This is a genomic window from Serratia myotis (genome assembly GCF_027474885.1).
Lineage (GTDB): Bacteria > Pseudomonadota > Gammaproteobacteria > Enterobacterales > Enterobacteriaceae > Serratia > Serratia proteamaculans.
In genome coordinates this window covers 335,678-359,945 of sequence record NZ_CP099707.1, presented here as the reverse complement: position 1 = coordinate 359,945, position 24,268 = coordinate 335,678, and the positions used below count along the sequence as shown (strand labels likewise).

23 protein-coding genes and 1 tRNA gene are annotated in these 24,268 nt (G+C 55.0%); 14 read left to right on the top strand and 10 right to left on the bottom strand.

Translation table 11 applies throughout. The features are described 5' to 3' along the window. The first annotated feature begins 7 nt into the window (after positions 1 to 7). Positions 8 to 3,355, top strand: coding sequence for a miniconductance mechanosensitive channel MscM (mscM, locus tag NHG65_RS01590; RefSeq protein WP_129935268.1), 3,348 nt, complete (start codon positions 8 to 10; stop codon positions 3,353 to 3,355). A 191-nt stretch (positions 3,356 to 3,546) separates the two neighbouring features. Here mscM and epmA read toward each other — a convergent pair whose 3' ends face one another. After that, complete coding sequence (gene epmA / locus NHG65_RS01585) at positions 3,547 to 4,524, bottom strand: elongation factor P--(R)-beta-lysine ligase (protein ID WP_099064460.1); 978 nt, start codon at positions 4,522 to 4,524, stop codon at positions 3,547 to 3,549. A gap of 386 nt (positions 4,525 to 4,910) precedes the next feature. On the opposite strand from epmA, the gene frdA reads away from it, so the two are divergent. The 5 genes from frdA to blc all read left to right on the top strand — a co-directional run bounded on the left by frdA (position 4,911) and on the right by blc (position 8,835). After that, positions 4,911 to 6,707 (top strand): fumarate reductase (quinol) flavoprotein subunit, encoded by a 1,797-nt coding sequence (gene frdA, locus NHG65_RS01580; RefSeq protein ID WP_499182868.1) that lies wholly within the window; start codon positions 4,911 to 4,913, stop codon positions 6,705 to 6,707. Beyond that, positions 6,700 to 7,434: a succinate dehydrogenase/fumarate reductase iron-sulfur subunit gene (locus NHG65_RS01575; RefSeq protein WP_085119384.1), complete on the top strand. Its 735-nt coding sequence runs from the start codon at positions 6,700 to 6,702 to the stop codon at positions 7,432 to 7,434. Before frdA ends, NHG65_RS01575 begins: the two co-directional genes overlap by 8 nt. Positions 7,435 to 7,449: 15 nt before the next feature. Further along, positions 7,450 to 7,842 (top strand): fumarate reductase subunit FrdC, encoded by a 393-nt coding sequence (gene frdC, locus NHG65_RS01570; protein WP_085119382.1) that lies wholly within the window; start codon positions 7,450 to 7,452, stop codon positions 7,840 to 7,842. Between the two features lie 12 nt (positions 7,843 to 7,854). Further along, positions 7,855 to 8,214 carry a fumarate reductase subunit FrdD gene (gene frdD / locus NHG65_RS01565; protein WP_085119381.1) on the top strand — a complete coding sequence of 120 codons (360 nt, stop codon included), beginning with the start codon at positions 7,855 to 7,857 and terminating at the stop codon, positions 8,212 to 8,214. 87 nt (positions 8,215 to 8,301) lie between these two features. Continuing rightward, a complete protein-coding gene (gene blc, locus NHG65_RS01560) occupies positions 8,302 to 8,835 on the top strand; it encodes an outer membrane lipoprotein Blc (RefSeq protein ID WP_499182867.1) in 534 nt (177 codons plus the stop codon). On the opposite strand, the gene sugE is transcribed toward blc, so the two are convergent. From sugE to efp, 4 genes are all read right to left on the bottom strand, one after another. After that, the gene (sugE, locus tag NHG65_RS01555) at positions 8,829 to 9,146 is read right to left on the bottom strand and encodes a quaternary ammonium compound efflux SMR transporter SugE (RefSeq protein WP_017891350.1); all 318 of its coding nucleotides are present in this window, start codon (positions 9,144 to 9,146) and stop codon (positions 8,829 to 8,831) included. The genes blc and sugE overlap by 7 nt on opposite strands. A gap of 217 nt (positions 9,147 to 9,363) precedes the next feature. Beyond that, complete coding sequence (locus NHG65_RS01550; RefSeq protein ID WP_044553925.1) at positions 9,364 to 9,495, bottom strand: entericidin A/B family lipoprotein; 132 nt, start codon at positions 9,493 to 9,495, stop codon at positions 9,364 to 9,366. A gap of 122 nt (positions 9,496 to 9,617) precedes the next feature. Then, a complete protein-coding gene (locus NHG65_RS01545) occupies positions 9,618 to 9,749 on the bottom strand; it encodes an entericidin A/B family lipoprotein (RefSeq protein WP_085119376.1) in 132 nt (43 codons plus the stop codon). A 69-nt stretch (positions 9,750 to 9,818) separates the two neighbouring features. Further along, the gene (gene efp / locus NHG65_RS01540) at positions 9,819 to 10,385 is read right to left on the bottom strand and encodes an elongation factor P (RefSeq protein ID WP_004952647.1); all 567 of its coding nucleotides are present in this window, start codon (positions 10,383 to 10,385) and stop codon (positions 9,819 to 9,821) included. 42 nt (positions 10,386 to 10,427) lie between these two features. Here efp and epmB point away from each other — a divergent pair, with 42 nt between their 5' ends. Next, positions 10,428 to 11,456 carry an EF-P beta-lysylation protein EpmB gene (epmB, locus tag NHG65_RS01535; protein ID WP_207978132.1) on the top strand — a complete coding sequence of 343 codons (1,029 nt, stop codon included), beginning with the start codon at positions 10,428 to 10,430 and terminating at the stop codon, positions 11,454 to 11,456. An 80-nt stretch (positions 11,457 to 11,536) separates the two neighbouring features. Here the strand turns inward: epmB and NHG65_RS01530 are convergent, their stop codons facing one another. Next, positions 11,537 to 11,881 carry a DUF4156 domain-containing protein gene (locus NHG65_RS01530; RefSeq protein ID WP_012004874.1) on the bottom strand — a complete coding sequence of 115 codons (345 nt, stop codon included), beginning with the start codon at positions 11,879 to 11,881 and terminating at the stop codon, positions 11,537 to 11,539. A 380-nt stretch (positions 11,882 to 12,261) separates the two neighbouring features. On the opposite strand from NHG65_RS01530, the gene NHG65_RS01525 reads away from it, so the two are divergent. Then, positions 12,262 to 13,701: a DUF1996 domain-containing protein gene (locus tag NHG65_RS01525; RefSeq protein WP_232519116.1), complete on the top strand. Its 1,440-nt coding sequence runs from the start codon at positions 12,262 to 12,264 to the stop codon at positions 13,699 to 13,701. Positions 13,702 to 13,770: 69 nt separating this feature from the next. On the opposite strand, the gene groL is transcribed toward NHG65_RS01525, so the two are convergent. The 3 genes from groL to NHG65_RS01510 form a co-directional block, all read right to left on the bottom strand. Further along, a complete protein-coding gene (gene groL, locus NHG65_RS01520) occupies positions 13,771 to 15,417 on the bottom strand; it encodes a chaperonin GroEL (protein WP_099065429.1) in 1,647 nt (548 codons plus the stop codon). A 44-nt stretch (positions 15,418 to 15,461) separates the two neighbouring features. Beyond that, positions 15,462 to 15,755: a co-chaperone GroES gene (locus NHG65_RS01515; protein WP_085119369.1), complete on the bottom strand. Its 294-nt coding sequence runs from the start codon at positions 15,753 to 15,755 to the stop codon at positions 15,462 to 15,464. Between the two features lie 185 nt (positions 15,756 to 15,940). Continuing rightward, positions 15,941 to 16,432, bottom strand: a complete 492-nt coding sequence (locus NHG65_RS01510) for an FxsA family protein (protein ID WP_099065430.1) — start codon at positions 16,430 to 16,432, stop codon at positions 15,941 to 15,943. A gap of 345 nt (positions 16,433 to 16,777) precedes the next feature. Between NHG65_RS01510 and aspA the strand changes: the two genes are divergently transcribed. The 6 genes from aspA to NHG65_RS01480 all read left to right on the top strand — a co-directional run bounded on the left by aspA (position 16,778) and on the right by NHG65_RS01480 (position 22,619). Then, positions 16,778 to 18,214: an aspartate ammonia-lyase gene (gene aspA / locus NHG65_RS01505; RefSeq protein ID WP_129935278.1), complete on the top strand. Its 1,437-nt coding sequence runs from the start codon at positions 16,778 to 16,780 to the stop codon at positions 18,212 to 18,214. A gap of 125 nt (positions 18,215 to 18,339) precedes the next feature. Next, a complete protein-coding gene (locus tag NHG65_RS01500; protein WP_112347880.1) occupies positions 18,340 to 19,641 on the top strand; it encodes an anaerobic C4-dicarboxylate transporter in 1,302 nt (433 codons plus the stop codon). A 121-nt stretch (positions 19,642 to 19,762) separates the two neighbouring features. Next, positions 19,763 to 20,086 (top strand): divalent cation tolerance protein CutA, encoded by a 324-nt coding sequence (cutA, locus tag NHG65_RS01495; RefSeq protein ID WP_099065432.1) that lies wholly within the window; start codon positions 19,763 to 19,765, stop codon positions 20,084 to 20,086. Continuing rightward, the gene (locus NHG65_RS01490; RefSeq protein WP_413478860.1) at positions 20,062 to 21,768 is read left to right on the top strand and encodes a protein-disulfide reductase DsbD; all 1,707 of its coding nucleotides are present in this window, start codon (positions 20,062 to 20,064) and stop codon (positions 21,766 to 21,768) included. The genes cutA and NHG65_RS01490 overlap by 25 nt, the downstream gene beginning before the upstream one ends. A 40-nt stretch (positions 21,769 to 21,808) precedes the next feature. Next, complete coding sequence (locus NHG65_RS01485) at positions 21,809 to 22,384, top strand: transcriptional regulator (protein WP_099065434.1); 576 nt, start codon at positions 21,809 to 21,811, stop codon at positions 22,382 to 22,384. Positions 22,385 to 22,543: 159 nt separating this feature from the next. After that, positions 22,544 to 22,619, top strand: a tRNA-Phe gene (locus NHG65_RS01480). 387 nt (positions 22,620 to 23,006) lie between these two features. Here NHG65_RS01480 and NHG65_RS01475 read toward each other — a convergent pair. Then, entirely contained in the window at positions 23,007 to 24,251 is a 1,245-nt protein-coding gene (locus tag NHG65_RS01475; protein WP_261427722.1) for a cation:proton antiporter, read from the bottom strand. Between the last annotated feature and the right edge of the window lie 17 nt (positions 24,252 to 24,268).

Genomic DNA, 24,268 nt, shown 5'->3' with positions numbered 1-24,268 from the left:
TGATACTGTGCGCCTGATTATCACGCTATTGCTCGGTTGTTTATTGTCTCAATCGGTGCTGGCAGCCACGGTGCCTACCGAAAATCAGCTTAAACAGGAGCTGAAGCAGGTAGAGAGCACCAAGAACGCGCCTAATCAGGCGGAAACCACTGAGGCGCTGCAGAGCGCCCTTAACTGGTTATCGGAACGCAAAGAGTCGTTGACCCGCGTTGAGCAGTATCAGCGGGTGATCGACGATTTCCCGAAGATGACGCAGGAACTGCGCCGTCAACTGGTGGTGGAAGACAGTAAGATCTTGCCGAACGGCGATAACCTGCCGGCCAGCGATCTCGAGCAGCAGATCCTGCAAACCAGCAGCCTGCTGCTGGAACAGGCTCGTCTGTTACAGCAGGAACAGGAGCGAACGCGGGAAATCAGCGATTCTCTCGGCCAATTGCCTCAGCAGCAGACCGATGCTCGCCGGGCGCTGACGGAAGTACAGCGCCGCCTGCAGGCCCAGCCTGCCAATCCGACCACCCCGCATGCTCAGGCCGCGCTGGCGTTATTGCAGACCGAAGCTGCTGCGCGCAAGGCCAAAGTCGATGAACTCGAACTGGCACAACTGTCGGCCAATAATCGCCAGGAACTGGCGCGGATGCGCGCCGAGGTCTACAAAAAGCGCCACGAGAAAATCGACATCCAGCTGCAGGCGCTGCGTAATAACCTCAATGCCCAGCGGCAGCGTGAAGCCGAACTGGCACTGGAAAAAACCGAGCAGCTGGCCGAGCAGAACGGTGACCTGCCGAAAAGCATCAGCCAGCAGCTACAGATCAACCGCGAGCTTTCCGCCGCGTTGAACAATCAGGCCCAGCGCATGGATCTGATCTCATCCCAACAACGTCAGGCTGCCGCGCAAACGCTGCAGGTGCGCCAGGCATTAAGCACCATTATCGAACAAGCCCAGTGGCTCGGCTCCTCATCGGCGCTAGGTGAAACCCTGCGTGCCCAGGTGGCGACACTGCCGGAAATGCCCAAGCCGCAGCAGTTGGACGGTGATATGGCCCAACTCCGCGTGCAACGGCTGCAGTTTGAAAGCCAGCTGGAGAAGCTCTCACAGCGTGAGTTTAAGCGCGACGACGGCAGTGAGCTGACCAGCGCGGAACGGCGTATCGTTGACGCCCAGTTGCGTACCCAGCGCGAACTGCTGAATTCACTGCTCTCGGGTTGTGATACCCAAATTCTCGAACTGACCAAGCTGAAAGTCGCCAACACCCAGCTGATTGAAGCGCTGAACGAAATCCGGGACGCCACCCACCGCTATCTGTTCTGGGTACCGGACATTAATCCGATCAACCTGTCCTACCCGATTAACGTGGCGCACGATCTCACCCTGTTACTGTCACTGGATACGCTGTCGCAGCTCGGCGGCGCCTTTATGATGATGGTCACCAGCAAAGAAACGCTGATCCCCATTTTCGGCGCCCTGCTGCTGGTGATTTTCAGCATCAGTTCCCGCAAGCACTACCACGCCTTCCTGACACGCGCCAGCAGCCGGGTGGGCAAAGTCACTCAGGATGAGTTCTTCCTGACGGTACGCACCGTGTTCTGGTCGATTCTGGTGGCGCTGCCGCTGCCGGTACTGTGGGCTGCGCTCGGCTTTGGCCTGCAAAGTGCCTGGAACTACCCGGTAGCCGAAGCCATCGGCAAGGGCGTCACCGCCACGTTGCCGATCTTGTGGGTCTGTATGATCTGCGCCGCCTTCGCCCATCCACAAGGGCTGTTTATCGTGCATTTCCGCTGGCCGGCGAAACAGGTTTCGCGCGCCATGCGTTACTACAAAATGTCGATCTGGCTGATCGTGCCGCTGATCATGGCGCTGATCACCTTCGACAGCCTGAAAGAACGTGAATTTGCCAATACCCTTGGCCGGCTGTGCTTCATCTTGCTGTGTCTGGCATTGGCTCTCGTGACCAACAGCCTGAAACGCGCCGGGATCCCGCTGTATCTGGACAAGAAAGGCTCCGGCGAGAACATGGTCAACACCGCGCTGTGGGGACTGCTGCTGTCGGCACCGGTTTTGGCAGCGCTGGCCTCGGCCGTCGGCTACCTGACCACTTCACAGGCGCTGCTGGCGCGTCTGGAAACCTCGGTCGCCATCTGGTTCTTCCTGCTGGTGATTTACCATATTATTCGCCGCTGGATGCTGATCCAGCGGCGGCGTATCGCCTTTGACCGTGCCAAGCAGCGCCGCGCCGATATCCTGGCCCAGCGTGCTCGCGGTGAGGAAGAAAGCTCACACACGCCTAACAGTACCGAAGGTTCGATGGACCTGGATGATTCGGAGATCGATCTGGACACCATCAGCGCCCAGTCGTTGCGGCTGGTCCGTTCGATCCTGACGATGATCGCGTTGGTGTCGGTGATCGTGCTGTGGTCAGAGATCCATTCCGCCTTTAGCTTCCTGGAAAATATCACCCTGTGGAACGTCAGCTCGACGGTCAATGGGGTGGATACCGCGCATCCGATTACCCTGGGTGCGGTGTTAATCGCCATTCTGGTGCTGATTGTCACCATGCAGTTGGTACGTAACCTGCCGGCGCTGCTGGAGCTGGCGGTACTGCAACACCTGGATCTGACGCCAGGCACCGGCTATGCCATTACCACCATCACCAAGTACCTACTGTTGCTGTTCGGCGCCCTGCTCAGCTTCTCGTGGATCGGCATTGAATGGTCGAAACTACAGTGGGTCGTGACCGCGCTCAGCGTGGGGTTGGGCTTCGGTATGCAGGAGATCTTCTCCAACTTTATCTCCGGCCTGATCATTTTGTTCGAAAAACCGATCCGCATCGGCGATACCGTAACGATCCGCAACCTGACCGGCAGCGTTACCAAGATCAATACTCGCGCCACCACCATTTCGGATTGGGATCGCAAAGAGATCATTGTGCCGAACAAGGCGTTTATCACCGAGCAGTTCATTAACTGGTCGCTGTCGGACAACCTGACCCGTGTAGTACTGACGGTGCCGGCGCCGGGAGAAGCCAACAGCGAAGAGGTGACCAAGATCCTGACCAACGCCGCCGAGCGCTGTTCGCTGGTGTTGGATACCCCGGCACCAGAGGTATATCTGGTCGATCTACAGCAGGGTATCCAAATCTTTGAGCTGCGTATTTACGCCGCCGAGATGGGTCACCGCATGCCGCTACGCCACGAGATCCATCAGTTGATTCTGGCCGGTTACCGCGAGCATGGCATTACACTGCCATACCCACCGTTCCAGGTACGCAGCGAGACGCTATCGCGCTTGACCAGTAATGGCCGTACTCCGCCGTCAACGCCAGCGCCAAACACCAAACGCGAATCGGGCAGTCTGTAAGCGCAGAATGCAAAAAGGGTTCGGCGTGCAATGCAACACCGAACCCTTTTACCACCACAATATACCCTATGGCTTTCAAGTTGCAGCTAGGCGCCCAGCTCGCTCATCCCCAGGCGCTTACTTGAGTAAGTAACTGGGGTGAGCTAGTGCAGGTAACAACGCTGCAGCTTGAAAGACGACGGGTATCGCGGTTACGCGCGCCCAACCGGGAAGGCAATCACTTCACTCAGGCTCTCGGCCCCCAACGCCAGCATCACCAGGCGGTCAACCCCTAACGCCACACCGGAGCATTCAGGCATGCCGTGCTGCAAAGCATCCAGCAGGTTGTTATCAATCGGGTGCTGTGGCAGGCCACGTTCCGCACGCTTGCGGTTGTCCTGTGCAAAGCGCTGACCTTGCTCGCGGCTGTCCGTCAGTTCACGGAAGCCATTCGCCAGCTCAATACCTTTGAAATAAACCTCGAAACGCTCCGCTACCCGGTGATCTTCGGTGCTGATCTCCGCCAGCGATGCCTGGCTGGCCGGGAAGTGATACACGAACGCCGGCTTGTCACGGCCAATGTGCGGCTCCACGCCGACGGTGAACAACAACTGCAACAGCGTATCGCGATCTTCTTCGGTATCGGCAATGTTACTCAGATCAAGCTTGGCCGCCGCTTCACGTAGCTGCGCCTTTTCCGCTGACAGCGGATCGATATCCAGATGACGCAAGAAAGCTTGCTGATATGACAGAGTTTCCGCGCTGTCGCAATCCAGCACCTGCTGCAGCAGATCGTCCACCTCGTTCATCAGCCGGTACATGTCGTAATGCGGACGGTACCACTCCAGCATGGTGAATTCAGGGTTGTGGTGACGGCCGGCTTCCTCATTACGGAAACTACGTCCCATCTGATAGATCGGACCGCTACCCGCCGCCAACAGCCGCTTCATGTGGTATTCCGGGCTGGTCATCATGTACAGCGTCAGGCCATCCGCCGCGCCGGGCCCGACAAAACGCGTCTGGAACGGGAACAGGTGGATATCGGTGACCGTCGCCTGGCTCATGGTTGGCGTCTCAACTTCCAACACGCCACGATCGGCGAAGAAACGCCGGATCTCAGTCAGGATCGCTGCGCGCTTCAACAAATTGGCGATGGGTGCACTTGGCTGCCAGCTTGCCGTTTCGCTCATGGTAATTACTCCGAAATCAAACAGGGGATGCAGTCTACTCGTATCCCGGCATGCAAACAAATTCTTAACAGGCAGGACGCTTTTAACCGAGCCATTAACTGATAAAGCGTTAGTAATAAGGTTAATAAAAGGTGAATAAACGTTAAATCCTGCTGGCAGTAAATTATCCTTCCGGCCAGCGGTTAAAAGGCAAAACAATCGATCACATCAAATTTCTTCTACTTAACTTTAGGTATAGTTAATTCCACATTATTGGTGGGAGATATCTATCCTTAGTGTTAATGCAACGATAATGAACTCAGTTAGTTAGCACCCGAAGAATTTTTATAAATATTAAGCATAGATATTTAATTTGCCGTTCTTAACAAGAATATTGGAGGAATGCAGTGCAAACCTTTAACGCCGATCTTGCCATTATTGGGGCCGGGGGTGCTGGTTTACGTGCAGCAATAGCCGCAGCGGAAGCCAACCCCCAACTGAAAATCGCGCTTATCTCAAAAGTCTACCCGATGCGCAGCCATACGGTGGCCGCTGAAGGAGGCTCCGCCGCCGTCACTCAGGATCACGATAGCTTCGACTACCACTTCAACGACACCGTTGCCGGGGGCGATTGGCTGTGTGAGCAGGATGTGGTCGACCATTTCGTTCACAACTGCCCGCGCGAAATGACCCAACTTGAACAATGGGGCTGCCCATGGAGCCGTAAAGAAGACGGTTCGGTCAACGTACGTCGCTTCGGCGGCATGAAGATTGAACGCACCTGGTTCGCCGCCGACAAAACCGGCTTCCACATGCTGCACACCCTGTTCCAAACCTCCCTCAAATACCCGCAAATCCAGCGTTTCGACGAGCACTTTGTACTGGATATTCTGGTAGATGATGGCCAGGCCCGCGGCCTGGTAGCGATGAACATGATGGAAGGCACTCGCGTACAGATCCGCGCCAATGCCGTGATCATGGCGACCGGCGGTGCCGGCCGCGTGTATCGCTATAACACCAACGGCGGCATCGTCACCGGTGATGGTATGGGCATGGCGTTCCACCACGGCATCCCCCTGCGTGATATGGAGTTCGTCCAATATCACCCTACCGGCCTGCCGGGTTCCGGTATCCTGATGACCGAAGGCTGCCGTGGTGAAGGCGGTATTCTGGTAAACAAAGACGGCTATCGTTACCTGCAGGACTACGGCATGGGTCCGGAAACTCCGCTGGGTGAGCCAAAGAACAAATACATGGAGCTGGGTCCGCGTGACAAAGTCTCGCAGGCCTTCTGGCACGAATGGCGTGCCGGTCGCACCGTCCCTACCCCACGTGGTGATGTGGTCTATCTCGACCTGCGTCACCTGGGTGAGAAGAAACTGCTGGAACGCCTGCCGTTCATCTGTGAACTGGCCAAAGCCTACGTCGGTGTCGATCCGGTGAAAGAGCCGATCCCGGTGCGCCCAACCGCGCACTACACCATGGGCGGCATTGAAACCGATCAAAACTGCGAAACCCGCATCAAGGGGCTGTTTGCCGTCGGCGAATGTTCCTCCGTCGGCCTGCACGGCGCCAACCGCCTGGGTTCCAATTCACTGGCGGAACTGGTGGTGTTCGGCCGGGTGGCCGGAGAGCAAGCCGCTCGCCGCGCGCTGGAAACCGGCCCAGCCAACGGCAGTGCCCTGGATGCTCAAGGGCGCGACGTCGAAACCCGGCTGAACAACCTGATGAAGCAGGAAGGCAACGAAAACTGGGCCAAAATCCGCGACGAGATGGGCATGTCGATGGAAGAAGGCTGCGGTATTTACCGTACACCGGAACTGATGCAGAAAACCGTCGATAAACTGGCTGAGCTGAAAGAACGCTTTAAGCGCGTCAAAATTACCGACAGCTCCAGCGTGTTCAATACCGATCTGCTGTACACCATCGAGCTGGGTTACGGGCTGGACGTGGCCGAATGCATGGCGCACTCCGCCTTAAACCGCAGAGAGTCCCGCGGTGCTCACCAGCGTCTGGACGAAGGCTGTACCGAACGTGACGACGTGAACTTCCTTAAGCATACGCTGGCGTTCCATAACCCGAACGGCGCACCCCGCCTGGAATACAGCGACGTGAAGATCACCAAACTGCCACCGGCCAAACGTGTGTACGGCGCTGAAGCCGAAGCGCAGGATAAAAAGGATAAGGAGCAGGCAAATGGCTGAGATGAACACGCTGAAAATCGAGGTCATGCGCTATAACCCGGAACGCGACTCTGAGCCGCATTTCGAGACCTTCGCGGTGCCTTATGATGAGCAAACCTCGTTGCTCGACGCCTTGGGCTACATCAAGGATAACCTGGCCCCCGACCTTTCCTACCGCTGGTCATGCCGCATGGCAATCTGCGGCTCGTGCGGCATGATGGTCAACCGGGTGCCGAAGCTGGCCTGTAAAACCTTCCTGCGCGAATATACCGGCGGCATGAAGGTAGAAGCGTTGGGCAACTTCCCGATTGAACGCGATCTGGTGGTCGATATGACCCACTTTATCGAAAGTCTGGAAGCGATTAAGCCTTACATCATCGGCAATAACCGCAAACCGGAAGATGGCCCTAACGTGCAGACGCCGGCGCAGATGGCCAAGTATCACCAGTTCTCCGGCTGCATCAACTGCGGCCTGTGCTATGCCGCTTGCCCGCAGTTCGGTCTGAATCCAGAGTTTATCGGCCCGGCGGCCATCACTCTGGCGCACCGCTACAACCTGGATAACCGCGATCACGGCCAGAAACAGCGTATGGCGCAGCTCAATGGTGAAAACGGCGTCTGGAGTTGTACCTTTGTCGGCTACTGCTCTGAAGTTTGTCCGAAGCACGTCGACCCGGCCGCTGCTATTCAGCAGGGCAAGGTAGAGAGTGCCAAAGACTTCATGATCGCCATGCTGAAGCCGCAATAAGGGAGATAAACAGTAATGACAACACAACGTAAGCCCTATGTGCGCACCATGACGCCGACCTGGTGGCAAAAGCTCGGCTTCTACCGTTTCTATATGCTGCGAGAAAGTACCTCGGTACCGGCAGTCTGGTTCAGTATCGTGCTGATCTACGGTGTCTTTGCGCTGAAAGGCGGCGTGGACAGCTGGGCGGGTTTCGTCGGTTTTCTGCAAAACCCGCTGGTACTGCTGATTAACGTCGTCGCCCTGCTGGCCGCGCTGCTGCATACCAAGACCTGGTTCGATTTGGCGCCGAAAGCCGCCAATATAGTGGTCAACAGCGAGAAAATGGGCCCGGGGCCCATAGTGAAAACGCTGTGGGCGGTGACCCTGATCGCCAGCGTGGTCATCCTGGCCGTGGCCTTGGTGTAATCCGGAGGAAACATGATAAATCAAGCACCTAAACGCTCAGACGAACCGGTTTTCTGGGGATTATTCGGCGCCGGCGGCATGTGGGGAGCGATCATTGCCCCCGCTATCGTACTGTTGGTCGGCATTCTGCTGCCGCTGGGGTTGTTTCCCGGCGATGCGCTGGGCTACGACCGCGTACTGGCATTCTGCCAAAGCCTGATCGGCCGCCTGTTCCTGCTGCTGATGATTATCCTGCCGCTGTGGTGCGGTCTTCACCGTATCCACCATGCGATGCATGATCTGAAAATCCATGTGCCAGCCGGCAAATGGGTATTCTACGGCCTGGCAGCAATCCTCAGCGTCGTGACCGTTATCGGCGTAGTGACCCTGTAAACCCCTTCTGGCGGCCCACTTTCGTAGGTCGCCAGCCCTGCCTTTGGGCTACACTGTTTAACTCAATCAGGTAAACAGGAGTCACCCATGCATTTCTGGTCAAAACTTTGTGTGATGCTTTCCGCCGTGCTCTCTGTCGCTTGCAGCGTTTCCCCGCCGAAGGACGTCAAAGTAGTGAATAATTTCGACAGCCAGCGCTATCTTGGAACCTGGTACGAAATCGCTCGCCTTGACCACCGCTTCGAACGTGGCCTTGAACAGGTCACCGCCAATTACACCCCACGCGAAGATGGCGGCCTGAAAGTGATTAACCGTGGCTTTAATACGCAAAAACAACAGTGGCAAGAAAGCACCGGCAAAGCCTATTTCATTGGCTCACCGCAGGTGGCTGCGCTAAAAGTGTCGTTCTTTGGGCCTTTCTATGGCGGGTATAACGTGATTGAGTTGGATACGGATTACCGCTACGCGCTGGTCTGCGGCCCGAACCGGGATTACTTGTGGATCCTGTCGCGCACGCCAGAGCTGGACGCTGCCACACGCGACAGGTTATTACAAACCGCGAAGAACAACGGCTTTGCTATCGATAAGCTGATTTGGGTAAAACAGTCGCACAATCAGTGACTGCTGAACTTCAGCCCGAGTATGCCAACAACGATCAGGCACAGGCTGAGAATGCGCGCAATATTGGTTGATTCGCCCAGTAACACCATCCCCATAATCGCTGCCCCTACTGCACCAATACCGGTCCATACCGCGTAGGCCGTGCCGGCAGGCAACGTTTTCATCGCATGCGCCAACAACAGCATACTGACCACCATGGCGGCAATAGTGATAAGGCTGGGGGTCAGGCGGGTAAAACCATGGGTGTATTTCAGGCCGATAGCCCAAACCACTTCAAGTAAACCGGCAATAAGCAGAATAATCCAAGCCATGTAACAGGCTCCATTACGATGGGGTCGTCCCCGAATGCAGATGCGTAAACAGGTCGTCCCGTTTAGCGTTGTGATATGCGCAGAGATTATACCTTCCGCTGGAGAGGATAACAGCACAAAGGTGCTTGCAGGAGGAAGTTCAGCAGGGGAAACGGTATCCCACGACGATGCCTGTTCGTGGCGGTTCGCGGAATACCGCAGAAATCAGCAAGGTAAGTTATTGCGCGCTACGCTGGATGGCCTTACCGCCAGCCTGAATATCTTCGCCTACGCCCTGAGTGGTATTGCATGCGGTCAATGAGGTTAAGATCATCAAAGAGAAAATCGCGATAATACTTTTCTTCAGCATATGAAAGCCCTTATTTGTCAGTGAGGAAAAAGTACGGCTTTCTAAGCTTAGTAAATATCAGCGGGAGTTGCTGTTTAAAACGGTCTTATTTCGCACTATTACATTAGTGCATTTGATACTTATTAACTGGCTGTTCGCGAGATAGCGCCGCCGAGGTGCTGAACGTCTTCACCGAAGCCACGGAAAGTATTACACCCGCTAAGGGACATCAGTAACAACAGGGAGATAATGGCCAACAGAGTTTTCTTCATTATGTGGATTCTGCCAACAATATGCGGGAGGGGTAAACAAAGGAGCCACGCTGGGCTCCTTTGTTTTGAAACTTATTTTACGCGTGAAACGTATTCGCCAGAGCGGGTGTCAACACGGACAACTTCGCCAATCTGTACGAACAATGGCACTTTAACTACTGCGCCGGTGCTCAGGGTTGCAGGCTTGCCGCCGGTACCGGCAGTATCGCCTTTCAGGCCTGGGTCGGTATCAGTGATTTCAGCTTCGATGAAGTTCGGTGGCTGAACTGCGATAGGACGACCATCCCACAGGGTAACGATACATTCCGCGTTATCTTGCAGCCATTTTGCCGCGTCAGATACGGTTTTTTCTTCAACCCCGTGCTGCTCGAAAGTTTCTGGATGCATGAAGTGATAGAACTCACCGTCGTTGTACAGGTAGTTCATGTTGGTATCTACCACGTCTGCGCCTTCGCAAGAGTCGGTAGATTTAAAGGTTTTTTCAACGCGGCTGCCGGTCAGCAGACGACGCATTTTAACGCGCGCAAACGCCTGGCCCTTGCCCGGCTTAACGAACTCACTGGATTCGATAGCGTAAGGTTCGCCCTCGAACATGATTTTAAGACCCGGACGGAAATCGTTGCTAGAATAAGTCGCCATGATGGCCCTCTGAATATTTAAACTGGTAGCTTAGCCAAAAAAATGGCACACATTATAACCCAAAATACGGCATATAGAGAAGATTGGTTGCATCAACTCGCCGATGTTATTACCGATCCCGATGAATTACTGCAGCTTTTGTCACTGAATACGCATCCGGAACTGCCACAGGGCCGCGAAGCACGCCAGCTCTTTGCGTTGCGCGTCCCTCGCGCCTTCGCTGCACGCATGCGTCCGGGTGATGCCAATGACCCGCTGTTGCGTCAGGTACTGACCGTCAGCGAGGAATTCATCAACGCCCCCGGCTTCACCACCGATCCGCTGGATGAACAGCGTAGCGTGGTGCCAGGACTGCTGCATAAATACCGTAATCGCGCTTTGCTGCTGGTTAAAGGCGGCTGTGCGGTCAACTGCCGCTACTGCTTCCGCCGCCATTTTCCGTATCAGGACAACCAGGGCAATAAGGCCAACTGGCGTCAGGCGTTGGATTATATCCGTCAACACCCGGAACTGGATGAGATTATTTTCTCCGGTGGTGATCCACTGATGGCAAAGGACCACGAACTGGACTGGTTGATCGGTGAACTTGAAGCCATTACGCATCTAAAACGCCTGCGTATCCACACGCGTTTGCCCGTGGTTATCCCGGCGCGTATTACTCCAGAGCTGTGTCGGCGGCTGTCGGCGTCGCGTCTTCAGGTACTGATGGTCACCCACATCAACCATGCCAATGAAATTGACCGCGAGCTGCAGGCCAGCATGGCACAACTGCGTCTGGCTGGCGTCACGCTGCTGAATCAAAGCGTGCTGCTGCGCGGTATCAATGACGATGCCGATACGCTGGCGGCCCTGAGCAACGCACTGTTTGACGCTGGTATTCTGCCTTATTACATCCACGTGCTGGATAAGGTGCAGGGTGCAGCGCACTTTATGGTCAGCGACGACGAGGCGCGCGCTATCATGCAGGCACTGTTGAGCAAGGTTTCCGGCTATTTGGTGCCGCGTTTGACCCGCGAAGTCGGCGGAAAGCCAAGCAAAACCCCTCTCGATCTGCACCTGATGCAAGACTGACTGACGGATATATTGCAGATACAAAAAGAGGCATGCCGGGGCATGCCTCTTTTTTATGTTACGAGTTGCTCATTAGGCCGTTACGGGCACTTATAAACCTGGCCGGCCATTTTGCTGTCCAGCGGGGCAAAGCTTGAAAGCAGGTTCTGACTTGGGCTGGTTGCGCCATAAATCACATTGCCGCCCATCGCTGCGGCCTTGTTGCGCAGATCGTTTGCCGCGCCACGCATGGAGCTGCCTTCACCCCCGTTACCGGACAACCAGTTGCTCTGGGTGCCAGTCACTTCGCCAACCAGCTGGCACTCTGCTGCCGGTTTGGTGTCGGTAAATTTAACCTGCTGACCTGCGGCGGACAGTTCATTGGTGCTGCTGCAACCTGCCAGCAGCACAGCTGCCGAAAGACCCAGTAAGGCTTTAATCCGCATCTTGTTCCCCATATGATATTGAGAATTTCGCAAAAGCTTATCAGAAAGCGATGCCATCTCTTAAGCATCCGTTGCCACTGGTGCCAGGCCAACGTCTTGAGCGACAGCTGATGAAAGATCAGTTTACCAGCTAAATCAGCCTGGTCTGCAAAAATATCATCAAATACAGTGCGACTAAGCACGCAAATACCCATCAATCCACGTTTATCCCATCCCGATGAGTTGATTTTCAGGGTTAATAAGAACCCAACAACTTAAAAAACCTTATATTCATCGAATTTGAGACTACCCGATCTCAATTTTGTGCCACCTTGACGCCAAAGCTCCATTCTCCTTTTTATTCTGTTTTATGGACTCAATCATCGAGGGATATTCTTAATATGAACGGGCAAAAAAACAAAGGGTTACTTCTCCTTTCCAGCGGCGTAATGCTGGCGCTCAGCGGTGCGGCTCATGCCGAAGGCGGTACAGCAGAAAAGGGCATGGGACAATTCAATATTGAATGCCTGTTGTCCCATACCTTACCGGACGATCCGATGATGGCATTTGGCCGCCCGGGGGAATCCATGGTGCACGATTTCTTTGGTAACAAAGAGGCCAATGCCTATAGCACGGTAGATTCACTGATGGCCAAGCCGGATAACACCTGCACTTCAATGGCCGATGGATCCGCCTACTGGGCACCACAAATGTTGGATACCACCAACGGGGAGATCATTGAGCCTGATCATATGAAAACCTACTACCGTAATGCCGATACCCGCTATCCGGTGGTCGCTTTTCCCAAAGGCTTGCAGTTAATGGTCGGGCAACACGAAAGCAGCAGTGCCAAAGAAGGCGTCCTTTATTTTTGTAAAACGGATGAGGGTGGCCATTACACCCGGGATCCTTTGGAAACCTGTCCAACCTATGGCGATGGTCGCACGCAATTTAACCTGGCATTTTCCTTCCCCAACTGCTGGGACGGCAAACACCTGGCCCCTCCGCATCATGGGCCACGCAATGCGGTATATGATGTAGACGGCGTTTGCCCATCCAACTACCCGGTTAAAATTCCGCTGCTGCAGATGAATATTGCTTACGTACTCCCTAACGGAACCAAACTCTCAGCCCTGCGGTTATCGATGAACCCTACCATCACCGGGGGACGGGTTGAGCCCAAATGGGGCAGTCTGTACACCGCTCATGCTGATTTCTTTAATGGCTGGCGTGAGAACACCCTAAAATATGCCACCCATCACTGTCTTAATAGCGACGTCCTGTGCGATAAAAACCTGCCAAGTCTCTACGAGCCGGCGATCGCCGACAGCTATACGCTCGGTGGCGAGTTTGCCAATGCCAACTACGGCAGTGAACCCCGCATGCTGACCCAATATGGCACTGATGACTCACCGGAAAAACGTAAAACCGCCTATTTCAAATTCAAGCTGCCCGAAGAAAAAGAGCTGGACGGAGTGCCCTACAATGGTATTTTCCTGCGTTTCCACAGCAGCAATATCAACGATAACTCAAGCCACATGCTGCGTTTCTATGAGACCAGCACCGAGTGGGATGAAGAGACTTTGACCCAGCGTAATGCCCCAGCCTGCGGTGGGAGACAAGTTTCACGTTCCTGGGTGGGCGCAAATGGCGACTATCGCAACTCGGAGGATATTAGCAACGTAATCAAAGCCGCATGGGCCAGAGGTGCTCGAGAAATATCCTTCTGCGTCACAACCAATTACGGTAAAGAGGCGGCCTTGAGTACCCACGAGAGCGAGTATCCGGCATTTCTGTTCTTCAATAGTCAGCAAAAAGCCACTGCACCTGCGGAAGACTGATCCCACAGAGCATAAAAAAACCCCGGCCAATTGACCGGGGTTTTCAGCACACAAACGTGTGGGGGATGATTACATCATGCCGCCCATGCCGCCCATGCCACCCATACCGCCAGCGCCGCCTAAATCAGGAGCGTCGCCTTTTGGCAGGTCGGTGATCATGCACTCGGTGGTGATCATCAGGCCAGCCACAGAAGCCGCGTACTGCAGAGCAGAACGGGTTACTTTGGTTGGATCCAGGATACCCATCGCGATCATGTCGCCGTATTCTTCAGTTGCTGCGTTGTAACCGTAGTTACCTTCGCCCGCTTTCACGGTGTTAGCAACAACAGATGGCTCTTCGCCGCAGTTCAGAACGATCTGACGCAGTGGGGACTCCATTGCGCGCAGCGCAACTTTGATACCCACGTTCTGATCTTCGTTCACGCCACGCAGTTCACCCAGTTTGGACGCTGCACGAATCAGTGCAACACCACCACCAGCAACCACGCCTTCTTCTACTGCAGCACGGGTTGCGTGCAGAGCATCTTCAACGCGAGCTTTCTTCTCTTTCATTTCAACTTCGGTAGCTGCACCGACTTTGATTACCGCAACGCCGCCAGCCAGTTTTGCTACGCGCTCTTGCAGTTTTTCACGGTCGTAATCAGAAGTTGCTTCTTCGATCTGCTGACGAATCTGGGACACACGGCCCTGAATCGCAGGTTCTTCACCATTACCATCGATGATGATAGTGGTGTCTTTGTTGATCACGATGCGTTTAGCCGTACCCAGATCTTCCAGGGTAGTTTTTTCCAGCTCCAGACCGATCTCTTCAGAGATTACGGTACCGCCAGTCAGGGTAGCGATGTCCTGCAGCATGGCTTTACGACGGTCGCCGAAACCAGGTGCTTTAACCGCAGCCACTTTCACGATGCCGCGCATGGTGTTAACCACCAGGGTAGCCAGCGCTTCGCCTTCAACATCTTCAGCAATGATCAGCAGTGGTTTGCCGGCTTTCGCCACGGCTTCCAGTACTGGCAGCATTTCACGGATGTTGGAGATTTTTTTGTCAGCCAGCAGGATGAACGGGCTTTCCAGTTCGATAGAGCCGGTTTCTGGTTTGTTGATGAAGTACGGAGACAGGTAACCACGGTCGAACTGCATCCCTTCAACAACATCCAGCTCGTCTTGCAGGCCAGTGCCTTCTTCAACGGTGATAACGCCTTCTTTGCCCACTTTTTCCATCGCTTCTGCAATCAGTTTACCGACGGTTTCGTCGGAGTTTGCAGAGATGGTGCCTACCTGAGCGATGGCTTTGGAGTCAGAGCAAGGTACGGACAGTTTTTTCAGCTCTTCAACAGCGGCGATAACCGCTTTGTCGATACCGCGCTTCAGATCCATCGGGTTCATGCCGGCAGCCACTGCTTTCAGGCCTTCGGTGATGATGGATTGAGCCAATACGGTTGCAGTGGTGGTACCGTCGCCCGCAGCGTCGTTCGCTTTAGAGGCAACTTCTTTCACCATCTGCGCGCCCATGTTTTCGAACTTGTCTTCCAGTTCGATCTCACGAGCAACAGATACGCCATCTTTAGTGATGGTAGGAGCGCCGAAGGATTTATCCAGCACTACGTTACGGCCTTTCGGGCCCAGGGTCACTTTTACTGCATCAGCGAGAACATTCACGCCGCGGAGCATTTTCACGCGAGCGTCATTGCCGAATTTTACGTCTTTAGCTGCCATTGGTATTTCCCTTCAACTCGTTCAGTTCAGAAGATAAAGCGTTATTACGCTTCAACAATTGCCAGAATGTCGCTTTCGGACATGATCAACACTTCTTCATTGTCGATCTTCTCTGCTTTCACGCCGTAACCGTCGTTGAAAATCACGATATCGCCAACTTTCACATCCAGCGGCTGGATGCTGCCGCTTTCCAGAACACGTCCTTTACCAACGGCTACTACTTCACCACGAGTAGATTTACCCGCTGCAGAGCCAGTCAGAACGATGCCGCCAGCAGATTTTGATTCAACTTCTTTGCGCTTGACGATAACGCGGTCATGCAATGGACGAATACTCATTGAACGCTCTCCTGTAAGAAGGTCTCTATCAGATTTAGGGTTGTCACCGGATTGTTATTACCGGCCTCGTGGGATTTGAAATGGGGGCATTCCATCCCCCTTCAAGGGGCCAGACAAAAAAATTTTCGCTTTTGATGGCCATACTGGGCTACGGATGCAAAAAACGCGGCCTGGGCCGCGTTTTTTTATCGATCGTTAGGTTTGTCGTGATCGTCAGGCTGGTGATCCAACGTGTAACGATCGTCGTTCTTACGTTGAAACTCGCCGTCAAAAGTATTGCCGTTGGCAGCATCCCCGCCCGGTCCCCAACCGCCAGGACGATAGACCGAAAGATGCGGCATCAGCTTCAGCGTCAGCGATTTCTGCACCGGCGGCAGCAGTAGCAACAGACCCAGGAAGTCGGTGAAGAACCCCGGCACCAGCAGCAGGAAGCCCGCCAACACCAGTGAAACGCTCTTCACCATTTCCGCCGCAGGGCTTTCACCCGCGGCCAGCTTCTGTTGCATCTGCATGAAGGTTTTCATGCCCTGATTACGCACCAGCGAAATACCAACGCAGGAAGTGAACACCACCAGCAACAGGGTGATCGCCACGCCCATGACGGCGGCGACTTTGATAAATAGAGATATTTCTATGTATGCCAACAGAAATATCAGCAGTAACGGTAACCAGCGCACCTGGTTCTCCTCTGGTAGATCTACGCCGCCGCACGGAGGCGACGACGCGAAAAAGGGGCCGGTAAACGGCCGACCTGAATACAATGGGGTCAGCCAATGGTCATTTCAACCAAAGGCCCTTTTTTATTGCTAAAGTTAGTAAACGTGAATGAGATCACAGAACGGGAAACACGTGATTTTAGAAGGCTAAGAAGGTGATCTGGATTCAGTCATTTATTACTAACCAGCATATGATCTGGGCAGCAACGGGCACTGTGGTTAATCGTTTCACGCCTGAAGCCTTCGGCAACATAATTTGGTTACCTGACAATTAATTAATTCGGCAGCAATATAAAGAAGGTTCTCATGTCAAATAACATTCGTATCGAAGAAGACCTGTTAGGAACACGTGAAGTCCCCGCAGAAGCCTATTACGGTGTTCACACTCTGCGTGCGATTGAAAACTTTTATATCAGCAATAGCAAAATTAGCGATGTGCCCGAGTTTGTTCGTGGCATGGTGATGGTAAAAAAAGCCGCTGCGCTGGCGAACAAAGAACTAAAAACCATCCCACGCAAAATCGCCGATGTCATCATCCAGGCCTGTGATGAAGTACTGGATAAAGGCAAATGTATGGATCAGTTCCCGGTAGACGTGTTCCAGGGCGGTGCAGGGACTTCGCTGAACATGAACACCAACGAAGTGCTGGCGAATATCGGCCTGGAACTGATGGGTCATCAGAAAGGCGAATACCAATACCTGAACCCTAACGATCACCTCAACAAATGCCAGTCCACCAACGATGCCTACCCTACCGGTTTCCGCATTGCCGTTTACGCTTCCAACCAAAAGCTGATCGACGCCATCAACCAGCTGCGCGAAGGTTTTGACCACAAGGCCAAAGAATTCGAAACCATTCTGAAAATGGGCCGCACCCAGTTGCAGGATGCGGTACCTATGACTCTGGGTCAGGAATTCCATGCTTTCAGCGTGCTGCTGAAAGAAGAGACTCGCAACCTGCACCGCACTGCCGAACTGCTGCTGGAAGTGAACCTGGGCGCCACGGCGATCGGTACCGCTCTGAACACTCCGGAAGGTTACGCGCAATTGGCGGTACAGAAACTGGCGGAAGTCAGTAATCTGCCGGTCGTGCTGGCCGAAGACTTGATCGAAGCCACTTCCGACTGCGGTGCCTACGTCATGGTGCACAGCGCGCTGAAACGTTTGGCGGTCAAACTCTCCAAAATCTGTAACGACCTGCGCCTGCTGTCTTCAGGCCCACGCGCCGGCCTGAACGAAATCAACCTGCCGGAACTGCAGGCGGGCTCTTCTATCATGCCTGCCAAGGTGAATCCGGTGATCCCGGAAGTAGTCAATCAGGTGTGTTTCAAGGTGATTGGCAACGACACTTGCGTTACCATGGCGGCCGAAGCAGGCCAGTTGCAGTTGAACGTGATGGAGCCGGTGATTGGCCAGGCGATGTTTGAGTCCATCCACATCCTGACCAACGCCTGTTATAACCTGCTGGAAAAATGCATTAACGGCATCACCGCGAATAAAGAAGTCTGCGAGCACTACGTCTTCAATTCTATCGGTATCGTCACCTATCTGAACCCGTTCATTGGCCACCATAATGGTGACATCGTCGGGAAGATCTGTGCCGAAACCGGCAAGAGCGTACGCGAAGTGGTGCTGGAACGCGGTCTGCTGACCGAAGCCGAGCTGGATGACATCTTCTCCGTGGAGAACCTGATGCACCCGGCCTATAAAGCCAAACGCTATACGGATGAAAATGAACAATAACAGACACACCCGGTAGCCCAAAAAGGCACGCTAAATCCTCTGGATAGCGTGCCTTTTTACTTTCCATCGCCCACAAAAATTTAACTTTTTATTTTCAAATAATCTTATTTTGAGGAGTAGACACTATGTTAGCCGTAGAATTGGTTATCGTTCTGCTGGCCATTTTTTTAGGGGCCAGGTTGGGCGGTATCGGGATTGGATTTGCAGGCGGGCTCGGCGTTTTGGTCCTGGCACTGATTGGCGTGAAGCCGGGCAGCATTCCGTTCGATGTCATTTCCATCATCATGGCAGTGATTGCCGCGATCTCGGCAATGCAGGTCGCAGGCGGGATGGATTATCTGGTGCAGCAAACTGAAAAGCTGCTGCGCAAGAACCCCAAACACATCACTATTCTGGCGCCGATCGTCACTTATTTTCTGACTATCTTCGCCGGTACCGGCAATATTTCGCTTTCTGCCTTGCCCGTGATTGCCGAAGTGGCGAAAGAACAGGGCATCAAGCCTTGCCGTCCGCTATCTACCGCCGTGGTATCTGCCCAGATTGCCATCACCGCCTCCCCCATTTCCGCTGCGGTGGTCTACATGTCCTCCGTGATGGAAGGCCATGGCGTCAGCTATCTGCACTTGTTGATGGTGGTAATGCCTTCTACCTTCTGCGCCGTGGTGCTGATGTCGCTGCTGGTCAGCTGGATGTTCGACTCCAAACTGTCTGACGATCCGGTTTACCAGAAACGCCTTGAAGAAGGTCTGGTTACCCTGCGCGGCAACAAGGTGGTGGAAATCAAACCACGCGCCAAAGTCTCGGTGCTGCTGTTCCTGTTGGGCGTACTGTGCGTGGTGGCCTACGCCATCATCAACAGCCCGGGTCTCGGCCTGGTGGCAAAACCCTTGATGAACACCACCAACGCGATTTTGATCATCATGCTGAGCGTCGCCACCCTGACCACCCTGCTGTGCAAAGTCGATACCGATATGGTGCTCAACTCCAGCACCTTTAAGGCCGGTATGAGCGCCTGTATCTGTATTTTGGGCGTGGCCTGGCTGGGTGACACCTTTGTACAGGCCAATATCGACTGGATCAAAGAGACTGCGGGTACCGTGATCCAATCACATCCGTGGCTGCTGGCGGTGATTTTCTTCTTCTGCTCGGCGCTGCTGTACTCTCAGGCCGCTACCGCCAAGGCACTGATGCCAATGGCACTGGCGCTGAACGTCTCGCCATTGACCGCCGTCGCATCCTTTGCCGCCGTCTCCGGCCTGTTCATCCTGCCGACCTACCCTACGCTGGTCGCCGCAGTACAGATGGATGACACCGGAACCACGCGCATCGGACGTTTTGTGTTTAACCACCCGTTCTTTATTCCCGGCACCATCGGGGTGATATTGGCGGTGCTGTTCGGCTTCCTGCTGGGCAGCGTAATGCTGTAATGCTTTCACCGGGGCTGCGGCCCCGGTTTCTCCCCCCGCCCCATTGGCGATAAACTCGCCTTCTAGCCGACCGCCCTTCAAGGTATAGTGCCCACTGATAATCTGGATGAGAGGGCTGAAGATGTCTGATTGCGAAGCTGTCGTCATACTCTGCACCGCACCCGATGAGGGCACGGCTCAAGACCTGGCGGCCCGGGTTCTGGGGGAAAAACTGGCGGCCTGCGTCACGCTGCTGCCCGGCGCATCATCGTTATACTACTGGGAAGGGAAACTGGAACAGGAGTATGAAGTGCAAATGCTGTTCAAAAGCGATCGCCGCCATCAAGACGCCCTGCTCAACTACCTGAAACAACATCACCCGTATCAAACGCCCGAGCTGCTGGTGCTGCCGGTGATGGCTGGAGATAAAGACTACCTGTTATGGATCAACGCCTCATTAAATTGATATTCCTGCTTTGCAGCCTGTTTTTTTTGCCGCAGGCGGCCCAGGCATCGCTATTCTCCCCGAACGGCGGCAACCAGTTCGTGCCGGTCGATCAGGCTTTTGCTTTCGATTTTAAGCAGCAGGACCACCAGCTGACGCTGAACTGGCAAATCCGCCCCGGTTATTACCTCTATCGCCAGCAGATTAAACTGGTGCCACAGCAAGCGACGTTAGGCTCCTTTGAGCTGCCGGCCGGGCTGAGCCACAAGGATGAGTTCTTCGGCGAAGTTGCCATTTTCAAACAACAGCTGAATCTGCCGATCCCACTGCAACAGGCGGCCAGCGGTGCCAGCCTGAGCGTGACTTATCAGGGCTGCGCCGAAGCGGGTTTCTGCTATCCGCCGGAGACGCGGGTGATCCCTCTGGATGCGGTGAGTGCTTCAACCGCACTGCCGGCCAGCGCACCGGAAGAACCGGCACCCGCCAGTCTGCCGTTCTCCCCTTTGTGGGCGCTACTGATTGGTATTGGCATTGCCTTCACCCCTTGCGTGTTGCCGATGTATCCTTTGATTTCCGGCATCATCCTTGGGCGTGAAAAGCCACACAGCAGCGGCCGCATACTGGCGCTGGCGGTGGTTTACGTGCAGGGCATGGCACTGACCTACACGGTGCTAGGCCTGGTAGTCGCCGCCGCCGGGTTGCAGTTCCAGGCGGCGCTGCAACACCCGTATGTATTGATCGGCCTGTCAGTGCTGTTTATCACGCTGGCCCTGTCGATGTTCGGTCTGTATTCGCTGCAGTTGCCCTCTTCGCTGCAAACGCGATTGGCGGGCTGGAGTAACAGCCAACAAGGCGGTTCGCTGCCCGGCGTATTCCTGATGGGCGCACTGGCCGGACTGATTTGCTCCCCCTGCACCACGGCGCCGCTCAGCGCGATCCTGCTGTACATCGCCCAAAGCGGCAATATGTGGGCCGGTGGTGGCACCTTGTATCTCTATGCGCTGGGGATGGGGATCCCGCTGGTGCTGGTGACCCTGTTCGGCAACCGCCTGCTGCCACGCAGCGGCCCATGGATGCAGTATGTCAAAGAAGCCTTTGGCTTCGTGATCCTCGCTCTGCCGGTGTTCCTGCTGGAGCGAGTGATTGGCGATCTGTGGGGACTGCGGTTGTGGAGCCTGCTCGGCCTGGCGTTCTTCGGTTGGGCATTTGCGTTAAGCCTGAAGACTTCCCGTGGTTGGGTCCGTGCACTGCAATTATTGCTGCTGGCGGCGGCAGTGATCGCCGCACGACCGCTGCAAGACTGGGCCTTTGGCGCCAACAGCGCACAGCAGGCAGCGGTGCAACACCTGAACTTCACGCGGATCAGTAATGTAGATCAACTCAATCTGGCGCTACAGCAGGCTCAGGGAAAGCCGGTGATGCTGGATTTGTACGCCGACTGGTGCGTCGCCTGTAAGGAGTTCGAGAAATATACCTTCAGCGATGCCAGTGTTCAGGCTAAGCTGGCTAACGCGGTGCTGTTACAGGCCGATGTCACGGCCAACGACGCCGAACAGGTCGCATTGCTTAAGCACCTGAAAGTCCTGGGATTGCCAACGATTCTGTTCTTTAACGGTACCGGGCAAGAGTTAACGACCCAACGGGTTACCGGCTTTATGGATGCGGCGGCGTTCAACGCGCATTTGCAGAAAACGGTGCAATAAATAACACTGAGGATCGGAACCGAATTTGGAGGAAGCACAAGTGCAACGTGAACACGTCCTTGATACGGCACTGGGGCTGTTGGAACAACAGGGCCTGGCGACCACCACATTGGAAATGCTGGCAGATAAACTCGAGGTGCAACCGGGCGACCTGAAACGGTTCTGGCCGGATCGCGAAGCGCTGCTGTATGACTGCCTGCGCTATCATGGTCAGCAAATTGATACCTGGCGCCGCCAGTTACTGCTGGACGAGACTCTGAGCCCACAGCAAAAGCTGCTGGCACGCTATGACGTTTTGGAAGAATACGTCAAACACGACCGCTACCCCGGCTGCCTGTTTATCGCCGCCTGCAGTTTCTTCCCGGAAGTGGATCACCCGATCCACCAGCTGGCTGAGCAACAGAAACTCACCTCGCTGGATCTGACCCGCGATCTGCTGCGGGAAATGGACGCCGACGACGCCGACATGGTGGCGCAGCAAATGGAGCTGATCCAGGAAGGCTGCCTGAGCAAACTGCTGGTAAAACGCCAGCTACAGGACGTATCCGTCGCCAAGCGGCTGGCGGAAGATATCTTGCAGGTGGCCCAGTGCCGCAGAAACGGTGCGTTAAGCTAATTCAGTGTGCGGCGGTATACCGCCGCCGCAGAATGGCAGCCAACTCGGCACAATTTTCGAACCCTTTGACCGAAAAGCCAGCAACCAGTCGCGTTTTACCTGATTTCATTCACAAAGCCGTTGACTGCCTTCGGCCAATACGGTTTAATGCTGCGCGTTGCCCGGATAGCTCAGTCGGTAGAGCAGGGGATTGAAAATCCCCGTGTCCTTGGTTCGATTCCGAGTCCGGGCACCATATTTAAAGAACCCAGCCTATGGCTGGGTTTTTGCATTTCAGGGATAGGACTCTACATCGAACACGTTCGATTATTCGGCCAAAGGCCTCACCCTGCGGGCCAACGCTAAAGCGTTGTTCAACACGGCGTAAACGCCGGTTGTCCGAGTCCGGGCACCATATTTAGAAGAACCCGCCTATGGCGGGTTTTTTGCTTTCTGAGATACGGACTCTGCATCGAACAGGTTCGATTATTCGGCCAAAGGCCTCACCCTGCGGGCCAACGCTAAAGCGTTGTTCAACACGGCGTAAACGCCGGTTGTCCGAGTCCGGGCACCACTAATTCTGCATGAAAGCACGCTGGTTATAACCCTGAACGGTTGAAAAGTGAAGCCTACCAGATGCGCGTCACTTATCGGCGTCCGGGATTGCTGACGTCGCGCGCGATTGCACGCGCAGCGTGAATCGAACCAGCGGTACGGTCAGCGCCGTCGTCACCAGCGCGAACACCACGAGGATCGTATAGACCTTTGGCGGAAGGATCTGCATCTGCAGACCGATTGACAGGACGATGAGCTCCATCAAGCCGCGCGTATTCATCAGCGAGCTCACCAACATCGCATCGCGTGGCTCAAGTCCGGTGGCACGCGCGCCCAGATAACTGCCGCCGAACTTGCCGATGAATCCGCCCGCGAGGAATACGCCGAACCACATCCATGATGCCGCGTCGTCGATCGTGCCGATCGACGCATGCAGCCCCGCATACGCGAAAAACACCGGCATCAGCACAAGCCTGACAAAACCTTCAACGTTCTCCCGCCACTCATTTGCAATACCGGGCACTCGCCGCACGAACAGCGCCGCCGCAAGTGCGCCAAATGCGCTATGAAATCCGATCAGCGACGTCACGAGTGCCGACGCCATGACGAAACATAACAACACGGCCAAGCGGTCGCGCGCCGCATGCGCAGTCGATGCGAGCCGCACAAGCGTCGGTCGAACCACGAAGCGCACCAGGAACGCGCACAGCAGCAGATACGCCAGCAGGCTGACGAGCATGCGCGCAAATGCCCAACCAGGCCCGCTCGATAGCGAAGCAATAGTTGCAAGCAGTATCCATCCGAGCGCATCCGTCAGCATCGCGGCAGACATGGCGTGCCGTGCGCCCACCATGGCGTTGAGCGCCAGGTCGTCGACGATGCGCGCCATCACCGGTACCGCTGATATCGCAAGCGCGACACCGCAGAAGAGTATATAGGGCAGCGCCGGCGCATCGCTGGCGAGCATGTCTTTCGAGACAGTGGCGACGATCATGCCGATCGCGGCCGGTACGACGAGCCCACCCACGGCGATCGCGACGGGCATGCGCCAACGCCTGTCGCGCAGCGTCTCGCCCAACTCCATATGCAGACCAACCTGAAACATCAGCAGTATCAGGCCGACTTCACCGACTTGCCCCATCGCCGACAGCGTGTGTGGGCCGAACAACGCATCGTAAAAATCCGGGGCGATAGCGCCCAACAGCGAAGGACCCAACAGCAAACCTGCTGCGATCTCGCCGACGACCGCGCACTGGCCGAGCCGTTCGGCAATCCGGCCGCAGACGTTGCAGAGCGCGATCACCAGCACCAGTTGCAACAGCCAGACAGTCATGAATGCCTCGGAAAAAG

What these genes read in the sequence shown, in the direction of transcription:
- epmA (WP_099064460.1), bottom strand. Translation starts at nt 4,524, where the DNA reads ATGAGCGAAACGGCAAGCTGGCAGCCAAGTGCACCCATCGCCAATTTG.
- NHG65_RS01575 (WP_085119384.1), top strand. Translation starts at nt 6,700, where the DNA reads ATGGCTGAGATGAACACGCTGAAAATCGAGGTCATGCGCTATAACCCG.
- frdC (WP_085119382.1), top strand. Translation starts at nt 7,450, where the DNA reads ATGACAACACAACGTAAGCCCTATGTGCGCACCATGACGCCGACCTGG.
- frdD (WP_085119381.1), top strand. Translation starts at nt 7,855, where the DNA reads ATGATAAATCAAGCACCTAAACGCTCAGACGAACCGGTTTTCTGGGGA.
- blc (WP_499182867.1), top strand. Translation starts at nt 8,302, where the DNA reads ATGCATTTCTGGTCAAAACTTTGTGTGATGCTTTCCGCCGTGCTCTCT.
- sugE (WP_017891350.1), bottom strand. Translation starts at nt 9,146, where the DNA reads ATGGCTTGGATTATTCTGCTTATTGCCGGTTTACTTGAAGTGGTTTGG.
- NHG65_RS01550 (WP_044553925.1), bottom strand. Translation starts at nt 9,495, where the DNA reads ATGCTGAAGAAAAGTATTATCGCGATTTTCTCTTTGATGATCTTAACC.
- efp (WP_004952647.1), bottom strand. Translation starts at nt 10,385, where the DNA reads ATGGCGACTTATTCTAGCAACGATTTCCGTCCGGGTCTTAAAATCATG.
- epmB (WP_207978132.1), top strand. Translation starts at nt 10,428, where the DNA reads ATGGCACACATTATAACCCAAAATACGGCATATAGAGAAGATTGGTTG.
- NHG65_RS01530 (WP_012004874.1), bottom strand. Translation starts at nt 11,881, where the DNA reads ATGCGGATTAAAGCCTTACTGGGTCTTTCGGCAGCTGTGCTGCTGGCA.
- NHG65_RS01525 (WP_232519116.1), top strand. Translation starts at nt 12,262, where the DNA reads ATGAACGGGCAAAAAAACAAAGGGTTACTTCTCCTTTCCAGCGGCGTA.
- groL (WP_099065429.1), bottom strand. Translation starts at nt 15,417, where the DNA reads ATGGCAGCTAAAGACGTAAAATTCGGCAATGACGCTCGCGTGAAAATG.
- NHG65_RS01515 (WP_085119369.1), bottom strand. Translation starts at nt 15,755, where the DNA reads ATGAGTATTCGTCCATTGCATGACCGCGTTATCGTCAAGCGCAAAGAA.
- aspA (WP_129935278.1), top strand. Translation starts at nt 16,778, where the DNA reads ATGTCAAATAACATTCGTATCGAAGAAGACCTGTTAGGAACACGTGAA.
- NHG65_RS01500 (WP_112347880.1), top strand. Translation starts at nt 18,340, where the DNA reads ATGTTAGCCGTAGAATTGGTTATCGTTCTGCTGGCCATTTTTTTAGGG.
- cutA (WP_099065432.1), top strand. Translation starts at nt 19,763, where the DNA reads ATGTCTGATTGCGAAGCTGTCGTCATACTCTGCACCGCACCCGATGAG.
- NHG65_RS01490 (WP_413478860.1), top strand. Translation starts at nt 20,062, where the DNA reads ATGGATCAACGCCTCATTAAATTGATATTCCTGCTTTGCAGCCTGTTT.
- NHG65_RS01475 (WP_261427722.1), bottom strand. Translation starts at nt 24,251, where the DNA reads ATGACTGTCTGGCTGTTGCAACTGGTGCTGGTGATCGCGCTCTGCAAC.